Here is a 13594-nt window from a genome sequence, read left to right as displayed (position 1 = left end):
TTTTAATCCAAGTAGCGGAATTCAGCGGAAGCAAAAAGACTTTGGCAGATCGCGGACAACGTTTCGGTTGCCGAAGCGTCTCTGCCAGCGGAGCGAATGTACGATGACACGGCACTTCGTTCACCGGATGTCGGGTCACGCAAGTAGATCACCTGAAACGCTTCGGAAATCTGATCACCAACTCGCTTGTGGCGACTGGCAATCTTGTTGGCCAACGCGTCGCTTTGAGCGATCACAAAAGGGTTGTTCATCATGTACAGCGATTGATTGGCGGTGTTGGAAGATTCACGCGTTCCGATGACAGAGTTTGGATCGGCAGCGTCAAACACTTCCATCGAACGAGCCAATTCATCGCGGACGACCGGCAAATACACGCTGCGGCAAGTTGCATCTTCCATATCCAACTGGTTTCGGATTTTTGAAATTGCGGCTGCGAAGGATTGACGATCTGGACGACCACGGCCGAAGAAACCGGATCGAGAGCGTGAACGTTGCATGGTTCTCATCTGACTCTGAATCATGTCACGAGCATTCCCGAGCACTCCATCGCGGACACGCACGTAGCCCGCCTTGGCGACCTCGCTGCCATGAACCCGATCCAAATCTAATTCTCCGCTCGCCTGCAACATCGCGTCTCGCATTGCTTCAGCATCCAATCGGCGCGCAGAATGACGCCACAGCAATGTGTTGTTCGGATCAGCATCGAAATGCGTTTGATCGAAATCTGAACTCATTCGATAGGTCCGCGAAGTCACAATGTTGCGGATCACCGACTTGACCGACCAATCGTTTTGCATGAAATCGACCGCCAGGTAATCCAGCAACTCGGGATGCGAAGGCGCTTCGCCGGTCGTGCCGAAATTCTCGGGACTGGCGACGATGCCGCGTCCGAAAAGATGCTGCCAAATTCGGTTCACCATGACTCGCGCCGTCAAAGGATTGGATTCGCTGCCAATCTCTCTGGCGATTTCAAGACGACCACTTTTCTGATCTTCGATTTCGATGGGTGTGCTGCATAAGACTTGCGGAAAACCTCGCGGCACGGTCTGTCCCGGCGCGTCGATTTCGCCGCGGACCAAAACCGGGACATCTTGTTGAATCTCGTCGTCTTGCACGCCCATGCAATACGTTCGCGGTTTCCCTGATTCGTCAACCGTTGAAATCTTGGATGACAAATCAGCAATCTGATTGATCAATCGAATGCGTTGGCTCTGCACTGCCCCGCGTCCAAGCTCTCGCAGATCGCCTTGAAGACGACGAATCTGATCACGCATGCCATCGAGTTCATCCACGGTGTACGAACGACCGATCGGATTCGGATCATCAACGGGCATGATCAACAAACTGCTTTGACGTCTTAGCTGAGCCGTTTGGATCTCACCAAATTCGGAGGGTGGGTTTCCAAAGTACGTTTTCATGCCGGCAAAGATGCCCGCCATCGCGTAGTAATCGGTTTGCGGAATCGGATCAAACTTGTGGTCGTGACACCGGGCGCAGGCGACCGATTGTCCCAGGAAAACTCGAGTCGTTACGTCGATCTGTTCATCCACCAAATCGGCTTTGAACTGAACCGGGTTCCGTTCGTTCAAGTCCTTGGAACCCAATGCCAAGAACGTCGTCGCGACAAGGTTCTCGGCCCACTTTTCATCCGTCGGTGCGGGCATCAAATCGCCCGCAATCTGTTGAACAACAAATTCGTTAAAAGGCTTATCGTCATTAAACGAATCGATCACAAAATCACGATACCGCCATGCGTTGGGATAGGTCATATTGACGCCGCGTCCGGTTGATTCAGCGTACCGAGCGACATCTAACCAGTGTCGTCCCCAACGCTCGCCGAATTGGTCGCTAGCCAGCATTCGATCGGCCGCATTGGCAACCGCCTGATCAGGGTTTGCTTTCCAATCGGATTCAAAATCTGCAAGCTGCGCCGGAGTAGGCGGTAGACCGATTAAGTCAAAACTCAAACGTCGCAGCAACGTTCGGGCATCGGCACCAGGTGCGGGTGCGAGGCCTTCTTGATTAAGTTTGGCGATGACGAATCGGTCGATTACATCGCTGGTAGTGGATCTTGTTAAAGATCCGATTGTTGACCGATCTTTAGCAAGATCCACTACACCAGTATTCGCGAATTCTGATTTAGGCACATCAACTTTGCGAGGCGTTTGATAGGCCCAGAAATTCGCTTTGGCGTTTTCGATATCGTCGGCACCAATCGTTGACTTGATGGCGGTGACTTTGGTTTCGCGAGGATCCGGTGCCCCCATTTCGATCCACTTTTGGAAATCGTCGATCGTGCTTTGCGGCAACTTTCCTCGCGGCGGCATTTCGTAGCTGTCATAGTTGATCGCCGCCCAAATCGAACTTTCGTCCAAGTCACCCGGCACCACCGCCGCGCCGGCATCGCCACCGATCAGGCACAACTGCCGCGTGTCCAGTCGCAACCCGCCACGCGCGTTACCCGTCTGATTGGAATGGCAGCTATAGCACTCTCGGATCAAAACAGGACGAATCTTTGATTCGAAAAACGCGACGCCCGCCGGATCCAATTCCTCTGCTTTGACGTTTGAAACCATCCCGGCCAACATGACAAATCCAACAACCAAGCAGGCGATTGAGCGGCGGAACAAAGTGGTTTTCGTCATCAGTTCGCTCGCGATAGGGACATTGAATCGACGATCATCGACCACAGATGCTGTTTCGATGAGTTTCAGATGGTCGTGGGTCGCTAGTTGAATAACCCCTGTGCTCCGCCCAAGTTTCGCTGCGTCCTTCCAACAAATCGCTAAAATGAACAGGATAGAGAGCAAGATTTACAAAAAACCGTTCCGCAAGACACCTTCATCAACATGAATCCGACCCTATCGTCGTCGAAACCGCCCCTGATTATTGGTGAAGTGCTGCTGGATCATTTCCCCGACGGAAAGAAAATCCTCGGCGGTGCTCCGTTCAACGTCGCCTGGGATCTGCAAGGACTGGGCGTGGAAAGCCTGTTCTTGTCAGCAGTGGGCGATGACGCCGAAGGAAAACAAATCCGCGATCGAATGCGAGACTGGGGAATGGATGTCGCCGGACTGGCAACGGTTGATTTTCCCACCGGCCAAGTCGCTGTCACGTTCAACGATGGACAACCTTCTTACGACATCGTTCATCCCGTTGCGTTTGACTTCATCGCCATCGAAGACGCCAAGACGTTCGCAGACAAGCATTCAATCCTGTATCTCGGATCGCTGGCCTTTCGTGGAGAGGTCTCCAAACGTTCCATCACCAATCTGATCAACCACGCCAACTTGCCCCGTTTCGTTGACGTCAACATTCGACGGCCGTGGTTCAAAGAATCAGACTTAGAGATTTTGATTGGCGGCGCGACGTGGGTGAAACTGAGTGACGAAGAACTCCCTGAACTAACATCGCTAGATTCCTGCGAAGACGAAGCAGCGATCACTCGCGGTGCCAACGAACTTAGATCGCACTACAACATCGATCATGTTTTGGTGACGGCCGGTTCCAGCGGTGCCTACCTGATTAGCGATGAATCCGTCATCCATGCGCCGGCACCCAAGCCACCCAAAATGGTCGATACCGTGGGAGCTGGCGATGCATTCGCTGCCGCCACCATCGCCGGACTGGTTCGCGAAGTTGAGCCCCACGAATTACTTCACAAAGCGGTCGGGTTTGCATCGCGAGTGTGCTCACTTGGCGGAGCAACCACCAATGACCGAGACTTCTACCATCTTGATTCGTAGATTTTCGGAATTAATTCTTCTTTGCGTCTTCGCGGCCTGGCGACTTTGCGTTCGATTCATTGAGAAGACATCGAGAGTGGGTTGTGGAAGATTTCAACGCAAAGACGCGGAGACGCTAGGTCGCAAAGGTTTTGGAATTAAATCTTCTTTGCGGCTTTGCGGCCTAGCGACTTTGCGTTCGATTCATTGAGCGAAAATCGAGGGTGGGTTGTGGAAAGTTTCAACGCGAAGACGCGGAGACGCTAGGTCGCAAAGGTTTTGGAATGAAATCTTCTTTGCGTCTTCGCGGCCTGGCGACTTTGCGTTTCTATTCCTAGATCCCGATTTATAGATTGTTCACTACCCGATGAATGCCATCTTTGACCAACTTCTCGCCGAAGTTGACGATTAAGCCAAGTTTCAAGTTGCGTAGTCGTAGGTAGGTCAGGACTTGGGTAGCAAAAATCGCATTGTATTGAGCGACCGCTTTACATTCGACGATGACCAAATCATTGACCAGCAAGTCGATACGCAGCGGCGTGGCGAGCGTAACACCTTTGTAATGAATAGGAGATTGCGATTGTCGCTGGACGTCGCATCCTGCTTGCTGTAGTTCGTAGGCCAACGCTTCCTCGTAGACGGATTCAAGCAGTCCTGGCCCACCAAGCGTCCGGTGTACTTCAATCGTGGCAGTAACAATGATCTTGCTGATTTCGTTTTCATTCATTAGTTGAACCCAGGTTAGAAGTGAGTGGCTGTCTAATGATTGAACGCGAAATCACCAACTAACAAACGCAGAGTTTTTTCGGAAATAAATCTTCTTTGCGGCCTGGCGGCTTTGCGTTCGATTCGTTGAGCGGAAATCGAGGGGCGATAGTGGAAGGTTTCAACGCAAAGACGCGGAGACGCTAGGTCGCAAAGGTTTTGGAATTAAATCTTCTTTGCGTCTTCGCGGCCTGGCGACTTTGCGTTCGATTCGTTGAGCGGAAATCGAGGGGCGATAGTGGAAGGTTTCAACGCAAAGACGCGGAGACGCTAGGTCGCAAAGGTTTTGGAGTTAAAACTTCTTTGCGTCTTTGCGGCCTGGCGACTTTGCGTTCGATTCGTTGAGCGGAAATCGAGGGGCGATAGTGGAAGGTTTCAACGCAAAGACGCGGAGACGCAAGGTCGCAAAGGTTTTGGAATTAAATCTTCTTTGCGGCTTTGCGGCCTGGCGACTTTGCGTTCGATTCGTTGAGCGGAAATCGGGGTGGCGATGGTGGACGGTTTCAACGCAAAGACGCGGAGACGCTAGGTCGCAAAGGTTTTGGAGTTAAAACTTCTTTGCGGCTTTGCGGCCTGGCGACTTTGCGTTTTGATTTGGTCGATGCCACGTAGAGCTGCGTGTTGCGCGCGGCTTGCTTTATTGATGCCGTGTGTCGTGGAACTCCACAGGGCCTACCATCACGACGCTTCTCGTCCAGAAAACTGGTGCTTGGATCAGGTTCCGAATGCGCTACGGAAGGCGGCGAAGTCGGTCAGGCCGATGATTGCGTCGCCGTTTGAATCTAGGCTTGGTTCGTATCCGCCGTCACCGGCTTGCAGACCGAATGCGCCACGGAAAGCTGCGAAATCGGTTAGGCCTACCTGGTTATCGCCGCTGAAGTCGCCGTACTTGCGGAAGAAACTATCCGTCGCCTTTGTGCCGTACGAAACGTCGCTGGCCAGGTTCACACCGCCGCCGACGGATGCAATTTTTGAGCGATCAATTTCTAGTCGGTAACTCGCATCGAGTAGTGTGAAGTATCCGCCGACCGGATTCGGGCTGACGAGATTGCTTGACGCAGCAAACGTCAACACACTGACAGTCCGGCCGTCGACCAATAAGGAATCGACGTTCAGACCATCCAGGACGGCACCTGAATCCTGATCCACAATCGAAAACGCTTCGTCGGCTGCAATGACTTTGGCGTCAAACATGACTTCGATTTGCGTCAGAGCACTTCGTTGAGATTCCCCGCCGTTGATCTCGACACGCTCCACCGCCGGAGCCCGACCTGCGGTGATGGTGACCGCATAATCCTCGACTTCGCCATCGGCCGCCAAACCGGTCACGCCCAGGTTACCAGCAGAACTGACACGCACGCGAGCAAACGTTTCGCCGGCGACAACGTCAGCGGGAATGGTGTAGTTGAAGGTCTGCAATCCACTCCGCACCGACTCGCTCGTTAAAACCTGTTCGTCAAAATCCCACGAACCATTTCCGTCAAAATCGATCCACGCATCCACGTAAGCTTGGGATGCGTCTTGCAGGTCGATATTGATTCCACCCAACGGGTTACCGACATCGATAACTCCAAACGTTACGCCATCTTCGTCGCTGCCGTCGCCGTTGGCGGATGAAGTCGCCGTCCCATCGCGTTCACGATCGCGATCGTCACCCAAACGCGGACCTTCGGCGACATGGCGAGCACCATCGCGAACCAATTGTGTTGGATAAGAGGTCGGCGCGTCGCTGAAATCCAGTCCGTCGGAAAGCTCAATGAACAGCTCTTCAGAACTGAGCGCCCGATCAAAGAACTTGGTTTCATCCAGCGATCCAGAGAACAACGGATTCCAAGATGCTTGGCTCTTGCCCAGATAGTTTTCGGGCGAATTGATCTGCGATGGATTCAGAGTCATCGAGTTGTTCGTCGCCACGACTTCGCCATTGACGAACAGTTTGCCGGTGTTCCCGGAAAGCGTCACCGCCACGTGCGTCCAAACGCCCGGTGACAGTACCGGTGCGTTGAGTTGTTGAATGTTGCCGCCATCTCGGATCGTGAACTGAAGGTTTCCGCTGGGCGATCGAGGAGTCAAGTAAAGCGATTCGCTATTGGTTATTCCGAGGTCAAAAATTCGTTGACCTGCGGCACCGCCATCCCAATTGACCCATGTGCTGAACGTGAAGTCTTCACCGTCACCCAGGGCAGGCGAGAGTTGCAAGAAGTCATCTTGCCCATCCAGTTGAATCGCTGAACCGTGTTTGCCTTCCACAAACGTGTTCGCACCTGATTGCAGGATCGGATGACCGTAACCGGATTCGTCCAGTGCAACATCATCGAACGAATAGGCGGCGTTGGGGTCCGTTCCGGGGTCCGGCAGGGCTTGCCTGTATGAAATTTGCGAAGCCGTATCGCGATAGATTTCGCCTGCTGGCAACAAGGTTCCCAATGGATCGTCCCACTGGAATCGCCGTGTCCGTTCGACCCAGTTGAACGGTGCGTAACGTTCGACAAAGGGTGCGTCTTCAAGCATCTGCACCATTTCGGCAACCGCGGCAGCTTGCTGATCCCAGGTGGGATCGTCGTGAGTCGTCCAGTCTGCACCGTTGTTCCATTCCGTCACCCAAATCGGCAACCCAGTCCGATCGTGAATGCGTTCTAGGAAATTGTAGAACTGAGTCGCGGCACCGACGGGATCTGCCGGATCGCGACTGCGGTAATAGTGAACGGGAATGAAGTCGACCCGCATCCCTTGGGCTTCGGCACCGTCGAGAAATTCGTACAGCCAGTCCAACCCGCCGTCGGTGACCGCAGGCGCGCCCAGTCGCAAACCGGTACTTAACAAGTCTGGCCAAGACCACAACGCATCGACCACTTCGATGTCTGCTTGGCCAGGACTGTCGGGTTCGTTGTAGCCGAGCAAATGGTTAACGCCGCGTGCCTGCCAATCCTGTTCCAGTCCAGGCCACCATCGCACGTGGCGAATCGCGACGTATTCCTGATCCAAGCTTGATTCGTGGTTGATGTTCCAGTTGTACCACCACTGCGTATCCAACTGCTGACCAATGTCACCGGCGATACCTTTCTTGGTCACCCATCGCCACGGAAAGACTCGAATGAAACTGATGCCATCATCCAAATCATCCGGCAAGAGGTTGATGTTTAGATCGCCGTCCTGCGCAACGTAGTTGCGGCTGGCTCCGGTGCCGTTTGAATTCACAGCTACGGTTGCGGTGTAGCCACGTTTCAGAGTGAAAGAACTGATTGTGTTGTTGAAGCTGCCCAGCGACACGTTGTTGTACTGCGTGTACTGGCTGACTTGCAGCGACGATCCACCAAAGTCGCTATCGGTGAACACTTCCAAAGGCGTGAAGTCGGGAGCGTGCGGAATCACCACCGCACCTAAACCATGTTGCACCACGCGAACGTTGTCATCAAGAACCGCGGCGGCACCATTGACCTGGATTTGGTCCAGCAGCGTTGCCGCGACCGCCGATGGTCGGATGCTGTTGAAGAACACCCAGGAATCGGGCGAGTTCAGGTGGACGACGCTTCCCGCGATCGGATCGCCGGTTCCGGTCAGATGCAGTTCCGACGTTCCAGTCAGGATCGCAGTGGTGTCGGGCAGCGTGTCGGCACGATGGATGTCGTCTTGAATGGCCAGCGATGCATCCATGACGACTCGCTGTTCAAGGTTCTGGATGCGTGGCCGATACGTGGGCCGTTTTATCGACTTCGCTTTTTCACTGCGAGAACTTAAGCCAACAAGATTTCTTAGGCTGCGATAAAATGCGGGTTCATCCAGGGACACGTGATTTGCTTTCTAAAACGCTAATTCATGGTCAGTGAAAGATCTCCAAAAGGGACTTTGATTCAAGCAAATGCCCGCCTGCATATTCCGAATGCCCCAACGCACGATGGGAAGCGATTTGAATTCACAGCGTTTCCCGCGGTTAGCATTGATACCGCCTGATTCCCAATCATCCATCGTGCACGCACATGATACACAGGTATTTCAATCCGGCGTTTCACGATCACCGCATGGCTTTTCTGAAATGCGTCTAATTGGTTCACAGCGAGACCTTTTAGGACACTTCTCGGTGAACGCCACCAATTACCGGGAATGGAAGATCGGAATTTGGCAAAAAATGGAAACCCGTTCTTCATTGGTTTCTCCTGTATTTTCATTCTTTGCCCATCCAGCTTTTGCCATCACCAAACTGTTCCAGAACCAGACGAGTGCTGATCAAATCGTGAGTCCCAAGCCGACCACTTGGTAGCGTTCACCGAGAGTTGTTCTTTTTAGGAACTGTCCCGAAATAACTTCCCGGTTTTCCCGTAGCTGGTCCCGCCAGGGTTCAGTTCACTACTAGCTGTACCCGACTGAACCCTGGCGGGCCCAGCTACGAAGGACTTCGCCAAATACGGAACTTGTTTCAGGACCGTTCCTTCGTCCCGTTTAGATTTCCCACAATCAAGTTCACCCATCGTAACGGAGCCGACTGTGATCGACCCAAACGAAGACCGAGTTGACCGACCGAGATCGGCAGAGAATTTACGCAGCAATTGAAAAGCGGAAGGAAGAAATCGGCACGACGGAGTGGGATCTGATGGACGACTCGGTTGGCGTGCTGCATGGGACTGTTGGACTCGTTCACTACCGCAGGAACCACTACGCCGGATCAGGGATGATTTTTCCCGTTCGGTCGTCGACTCGGTGCAGACGCGTGGTCTCGGCCGTGGCACCATCGCCGGTTTTTAGCGAGACCAACCAATACGGATCGTCGGGCACGTTGGCGGCGACCATCGCTCGCAGGACTTCGAGGTCATGAACGCCGTTCTCGCTGTACAGTTTCGCGTAGAAATCTTTCTCGCGAGCGATCCTGTGTTTGTCAAAGAACACCGCCGAACACTTCGTGCCGGGGGCGACGTTGCCGAAATGTTCGATGACGATCATGATCGCCGCTTTTTGGTCCATCACGCTCTCGGGAATTTTTGGTAAACTATGGAAATGTCAATCTCTCTTCGTATCTCACCTTTGCTAACCCGTTTTACACAAACAAGATGACCTCAGCATCCTCGTTTGATCCGATTCGATCTCGCGTCATGCAGGCTAACAGCATATCGCCCGAGCAACGCGTGCTGGCAGGCATGGAGCAATCGGAAGTGGCGTTTCGAGTGGTTGAAGATGGGATTCGCGACCACCATCCGCTTGCCGATGAGGCGACGGTCAAACGACTGTTGGCCGAACGCATCGAGTTGATGCGTCGCATGCAAAACCGGGGACCATCCAGCCCGTGAATCTTCAACAAGCAGTATCGCGACTCATTGCCGCACTGAATGAGGCGGGATTGGACTACATGCTCGTCGGTTCGTTCTCAAGCATGTATTACTCGTTCCCACGTTCAACCACCGACGCGGACTTTGTGATTGGGACGGCTGATCTGGACGTTTTCTCGCTCGCGAAATCGCTTGGCGGCGAATTCAAGTTCGACCCGCAACTTTCGTTTGAATCTTTCGGCGGATCAATCAAAAACGAAATTCACATCGAAGGGACTCCGTTTCGGATCGAGCTGTTTCGGCTGACCGACCAGCCGTTCGATCGAGCGCGTTTTGACCGCCGCCGGAAGGTGACCCTTGCGGGCGATGAGGTGTGGCTTCCAACCGCCGAAGACGTCATCCTGCAAAAACTCATTTGGTCGCGGCGCAAAGACAACGACGACGTCTTGGGCATAATTGTGGCGAACCACAAAACGCTTGATCGAAAGCATCTCGACGAGTGGGCAGAGACGCTTGGCGTTACCGATGAGCTTGAAAAATTATGGGCACTGGCGTTGGAGTCCACCGAATGAATGTCGATGCTTTCACTTGTTTGATTGAAATCTAACCAATGCGAATTGTTTCTCTATTGCCCAGCGCGACCGAAATCATCTGCTCGTTGGGGCTGCGTGAACAGTTGGTCGGCGTGACGCATGAATGTGATTTTCCGGCCGGGGTGGAAACGCTACCCAAGGTGACTCGGACGTTGATCCCGCACGATGCGACCAGTGCGGAAATTGACGCGTTGGTACGAGAACGGTTGAAGACGGAGAAGGCGTTGTATTCGCTCGACATGGATACGTTACAGCGGATTGCACCGGAGTTGATCGTAACGCAGGCGTTGTGCGACGTTTGTGCGGTGGCTGAGAAAGAGGTCAACGAGGCGGCTTGTTCGCTGCCCGGATCGACGCGCGTGATCAACCTGGAACCGACTTGTTTGGAAGAAGTGTTCGATTGCATCCGAGCCGTCGGGTCGGCGGTTGGCATCGAAGGTCACGCGGCCGAGGTGGTCGCCCGGCTGAAGGCTCGTGTCGATGCAGTGATCGAGCGTCGCGAATCGCTTTCGCACCGGCCTTCGATGATGTTGCTCGAATGGATCGACCCGCCGTTTAGCGCGGGGCACTGGAGTCCCGAGCTTGTCGAGATGGCGGGTGGACGTGAAGTGATCGGTGTTGCCGGTCAGCGATCGACGACGGTGGCTTGGGAACAGATTGTCGAAGCGGATCCGGAAATGCTGGTCATCGCGTGTTGTGGGTTCACGGTCGAGCGAACACGGCAGGATTTGCCGATCTTGGAATCGTATCCCGGTTGGTCGTCGCTGGCTTGCGTGCGAAATGACCAGGTTCACATCGTCGATGGTTCAGCGTTCTTCAGCCGGCCTGGTCCGCGACTGGTCGACAGTCTTGAGATCTTGAGCGATCTGATCGGTCGCTATCAACCAGCGGCCCCGCTGACATGACCAAACCAGATTTGCCAACGATGGCGATCCTGATCACCGCGGCCAGCTTTGCGGGGTTCACGGTTTGGTTGGGCGTGGCTGGTTTCTCGTGGCGAGGCGACTGACGATGATTCGGAGCTTGGTGGTTAGGAGCTTGGTGGCTAGGACCGGGCGGGAAAAACGAATCTTGAGCTGAGGCCTAACGCGAGGCAACCAAAGGCCAAATAGCAACTTCCTGCCCGTTTTTTATCTTCAAGTGTTTCCACTTCGCTCAATGCGATTCGTTACATTTAATGGAAGGCCTTTCAGCGAACACAGAAGGAGTGAGAAAATGGACCAGGAAAACGGTGCGGTCGCGGTGGTCGTTATTGATTCGTCCGGGTGGCAAGTGGCGAACAATCTTAATGTTGATACCGCGACGACTCTGATTGCTTTGGCTTCCGAAGATCCGGGCGATTGGGCGGAAGCGATGGGCGTTTGGCCTCGCTATCGAACGCCGGCGGTTTGTGAATTCGTCAGCTGTGTGCCGCTCGAACAAACGGATTCGGGTGATGCGATGAACCGCTTGCTTTCAGCGGAAGCCTTCGTTGTCGTCGACTTTTGTGACAAACGTGTCTTGATCGGTGGCGACTTCATGCCGGTGGGGCGCGATGCGGCGTTTGCGATGAGCAAAGACGAATCGGGCAAGCAGCATTGTCCGCTGAGTGTCCATTTGCCGCCGTGGTGGGAATTACGTGAAGGCGTTTCGCCCGATGCGGTCAACGATCCTCGCCAGACGCCGATCAACAAACCGTATGTCGATCGCGAAGTACTGTTTGGCGACGCGTTGCTTGCCGACATCGCCGCGCGAGTTCTGCAAACGGTGCAAACCGATGCGTGGAAAGAGAGTGAGGCGTCCGGCGAGCAACAGGCCCGCTATCCGTTCACGATTTCGGTTCATCGCGATTGGTTGATGACGCCGCGAGAAGATTTGGACGGGCGGACGCCGCGTGAGTTGCTGCACGGGGCGCAGGATTGGAGCGATCAAGTGACGTGGGGTCAGCGGATGCGGTTTGAAGACGGCGGACCGATGGTCGCCGCGCCGGATGATTGGGACGGTTTTGAAACCGCGCCGATGGGTAGCCAAGAAATGATTCTGTACTTCGATCTTTGTCGCGAACTGATCGGTGCGGCTTGGTTTTGGTGTGAAAGCGAGCAGGGAACTTCAACGCGAGCCAACCGTGACGATGCCGCAAATGAATTGGTTGGCTTTTTGCGTGGCGTCCGTGACGAATGGCACGAAAGCCCTTTTGAAGGCGGTTCGCCACCGAGATTCATGATCGAATGTGGTCGGCGGCGGGTTCCGCGTGGGGCGGGCGTGACGATCGAGGGCATCGACGCGGTTCAGACCGAGCAACACATTGCCGATTGCGATTGCCCGATTTGCGAAATGATGGCGGACGGATTGTTCGGCGTCGGATTCACCAGCCTAGACGGACATCACTTGGACCTGGACGACGAGTTCGCTTTTTCGATTCACGAGACGCGTGAAGCTTGGGAAGAGCAACAGCGCGAGTATGCCGAATTCAATGCCGAGATGGATCGCAAGCATGCCGAGCGCGAAGCGGCCGGTTATTTCGGTGACGAGCAAGACGATCCGCTTGCGTCTGCGTGGTCAGGAATCCAAGACGATCGTCCCCTGCCCGGCGACGCAGGCGGCCATCTAAAAATGGCCTTCATGGTCGCGGAAATCGTTTCAGACCTGGAACGGCTCGACGCCTCCCGCGAGGAAATCCAATCCCTCAACGCGTGCTTTGCCAATTACCGCCGCGCCGACGAAGAACACCTTGACGAAGAGGCGTCACGTTTGAAAGCGAACTTGCAAACGCTTGCCGAACATCATCAAGAACTGCTCTCGAAGTCCGCCGACTTGCAAAGCCGAATCGACGAGGCTCAGCGTACGCTGGCAACACCCAACGACGATCCCGACGTACCATTTTGAAATATGGGGAGTGGCTTCGCCGGGGTCAGGGCTTGCGATGGATTTTCGTTTGGCTGAATAACCAACATAAAGCCTGGCGCTCGTGAAGCGTTGCCGGGTTAGCGATCAACTTTTGGGCAAAACGATGAAGGGGCAAAACGATGGTGCGCGGATGGTAGAGCCAGAAGAAGACTGCGCACCATCGTTTTTCCCCTTCATCGTTTTGCCCATTTTCAGAAAACTCGGCTCGATCAAAGAATCGCTGGCTAGCCGTCACAACGAGATCTCTGCACCAAACTGGTCTTCAATCGCTTTAAAAGCCTCATCTCTCGCTTGACTTCCTGGGCAGATTAAAAGTATCCCCTATTTGGGAGCGAAGGATCGGGCCACGGGAGGTCTGCCGCCGCGG

The 13594-nt window shown here is 54.2% G+C and carries 11 protein-coding genes; 6 read left to right on the top strand and 5 right to left on the bottom strand.

The genetic code is table 11. The annotated features are described in order from the left end of the window. Nucleotides 1–2 precede the first annotated feature (2 nt). Nucleotides 3–2645 (bottom strand): PSD1 and planctomycete cytochrome C domain-containing protein, encoded by a 2643-nt coding sequence (locus RC85_RS10550; RefSeq protein ID WP_068262259.1) that lies wholly within the window; start codon nt 2643–2645, stop codon nt 3–5. 204 nt (nt 2646–2849) lie between these two features. Here RC85_RS10550 and RC85_RS10545 point away from each other — a divergent pair, with 204 nt between their 5' ends. Further along, nucleotides 2850–3746: a PfkB family carbohydrate kinase gene (locus RC85_RS10545; protein WP_068262209.1), complete on the top strand. Its 897-nt coding sequence runs from the start codon at nt 2850–2852 to the stop codon at nt 3744–3746. A 325-nt stretch (nt 3747–4071) separates the two neighbouring features. Here RC85_RS10545 and RC85_RS10540 read toward each other — a convergent pair whose 3' ends face one another. Continuing rightward, entirely contained in the window at nt 4072–4452 is a 381-nt protein-coding gene (locus tag RC85_RS10540) for a GxxExxY protein (protein ID WP_068262207.1), read from the bottom strand. A 752-nt stretch (nt 4453–5204) separates the two neighbouring features. Beyond that, a complete protein-coding gene (locus RC85_RS10535; protein WP_068262206.1) occupies nt 5205–8279 on the bottom strand; it encodes a glycosyl hydrolase in 3075 nt (1024 codons plus the stop codon). Between the two features lie 289 nt (nt 8280–8568). On the opposite strand from RC85_RS10535, the gene RC85_RS28450 reads away from it, so the two are divergent. Beyond that, nucleotides 8569–8748, top strand: a complete 180-nt coding sequence (locus tag RC85_RS28450; RefSeq protein WP_238383118.1) for a hypothetical protein — start codon at nt 8569–8571, stop codon at nt 8746–8748. A gap of 392 nt (nt 8749–9140) precedes the next feature. Here RC85_RS28450 and RC85_RS10520 read toward each other — a convergent pair whose 3' ends face one another. Next, nucleotides 9141–9446 (bottom strand): hypothetical protein, encoded by a 306-nt coding sequence (locus RC85_RS10520; protein WP_068262200.1) that lies wholly within the window; start codon nt 9444–9446, stop codon nt 9141–9143. Between the two features lie 86 nt (nt 9447–9532). On the opposite strand from RC85_RS10520, the gene RC85_RS10515 reads away from it, so the two are divergent. The 4 genes from RC85_RS10515 to RC85_RS10500 all read left to right on the top strand — a co-directional run bounded on the left by RC85_RS10515 (nt 9533) and on the right by RC85_RS10500 (nt 13206). Further along, nucleotides 9533–9769 (top strand): hypothetical protein, encoded by a 237-nt coding sequence (locus RC85_RS10515; RefSeq protein ID WP_068262197.1) that lies wholly within the window; start codon nt 9533–9535, stop codon nt 9767–9769. Next, complete coding sequence (locus RC85_RS10510; RefSeq protein WP_068262193.1) at nt 9766–10320, top strand: DUF6036 family nucleotidyltransferase; 555 nt, start codon at nt 9766–9768, stop codon at nt 10318–10320. The genes RC85_RS10515 and RC85_RS10510 overlap by 4 nt, the downstream gene beginning before the upstream one ends. Nucleotides 10321–10358: 38 nt before the next feature. Further along, entirely contained in the window at nt 10359–11246 is an 888-nt protein-coding gene (locus tag RC85_RS10505; RefSeq protein ID WP_068262190.1) for a cobalamin-binding protein, read from the top strand. Nucleotides 11247–11556: 310 nt separating this feature from the next. Then, nucleotides 11557–13206, top strand: coding sequence for an AAA family ATPase (locus RC85_RS10500; protein WP_068262183.1), 1650 nt, complete (start codon nt 11557–11559; stop codon nt 13204–13206). 25 nt (nt 13207–13231) lie between these two features. Here RC85_RS10500 and RC85_RS28445 read toward each other — a convergent pair whose 3' ends face one another. Then, nucleotides 13232–13462 (bottom strand): hypothetical protein, encoded by a 231-nt coding sequence (locus RC85_RS28445; protein ID WP_068262182.1) that lies wholly within the window; start codon nt 13460–13462, stop codon nt 13232–13234. Between the last annotated feature and the right edge of the window lie 132 nt (nt 13463–13594).

The sequence above is a fragment of the Rubripirellula obstinata genome, assembly GCF_001642955.1.
GTDB lineage: Bacteria > Planctomycetota > Planctomycetia > Pirellulales > Pirellulaceae > Rubripirellula > Rubripirellula obstinata.
The sequence above is the reverse complement of the archived record's forward strand: the minus strand, read 5'-3'. Positions and strand labels throughout refer to the sequence as shown.

Bases quoted from the DNA above. Each gene is read 5' to 3' on its own strand.
- RC85_RS10550 (WP_068262259.1), bottom strand. From the start codon at position 2,645: ATGACGAAAACCACTTTGTTCCGCCGCTCAATCGCCTGCTTGGTTGTT.
- RC85_RS10545 (WP_068262209.1), top strand. From the start codon at position 2,850: ATGAATCCGACCCTATCGTCGTCGAAACCGCCCCTGATTATTGGTGAA.
- RC85_RS10540 (WP_068262207.1), bottom strand. From the start codon at position 4,452: ATGAATGAAAACGAAATCAGCAAGATCATTGTTACTGCCACGATTGAA.
- RC85_RS10520 (WP_068262200.1), bottom strand. From the start codon at position 9,446: ATGGACCAAAAAGCGGCGATCATGATCGTCATCGAACATTTCGGCAAC.
- RC85_RS10515 (WP_068262197.1), top strand. From the start codon at position 9,533: ATGACCTCAGCATCCTCGTTTGATCCGATTCGATCTCGCGTCATGCAG.
- RC85_RS10505 (WP_068262190.1), top strand. From the start codon at position 10,359: ATGCGAATTGTTTCTCTATTGCCCAGCGCGACCGAAATCATCTGCTCG.
- RC85_RS10500 (WP_068262183.1), top strand. From the start codon at position 11,557: ATGGACCAGGAAAACGGTGCGGTCGCGGTGGTCGTTATTGATTCGTCC.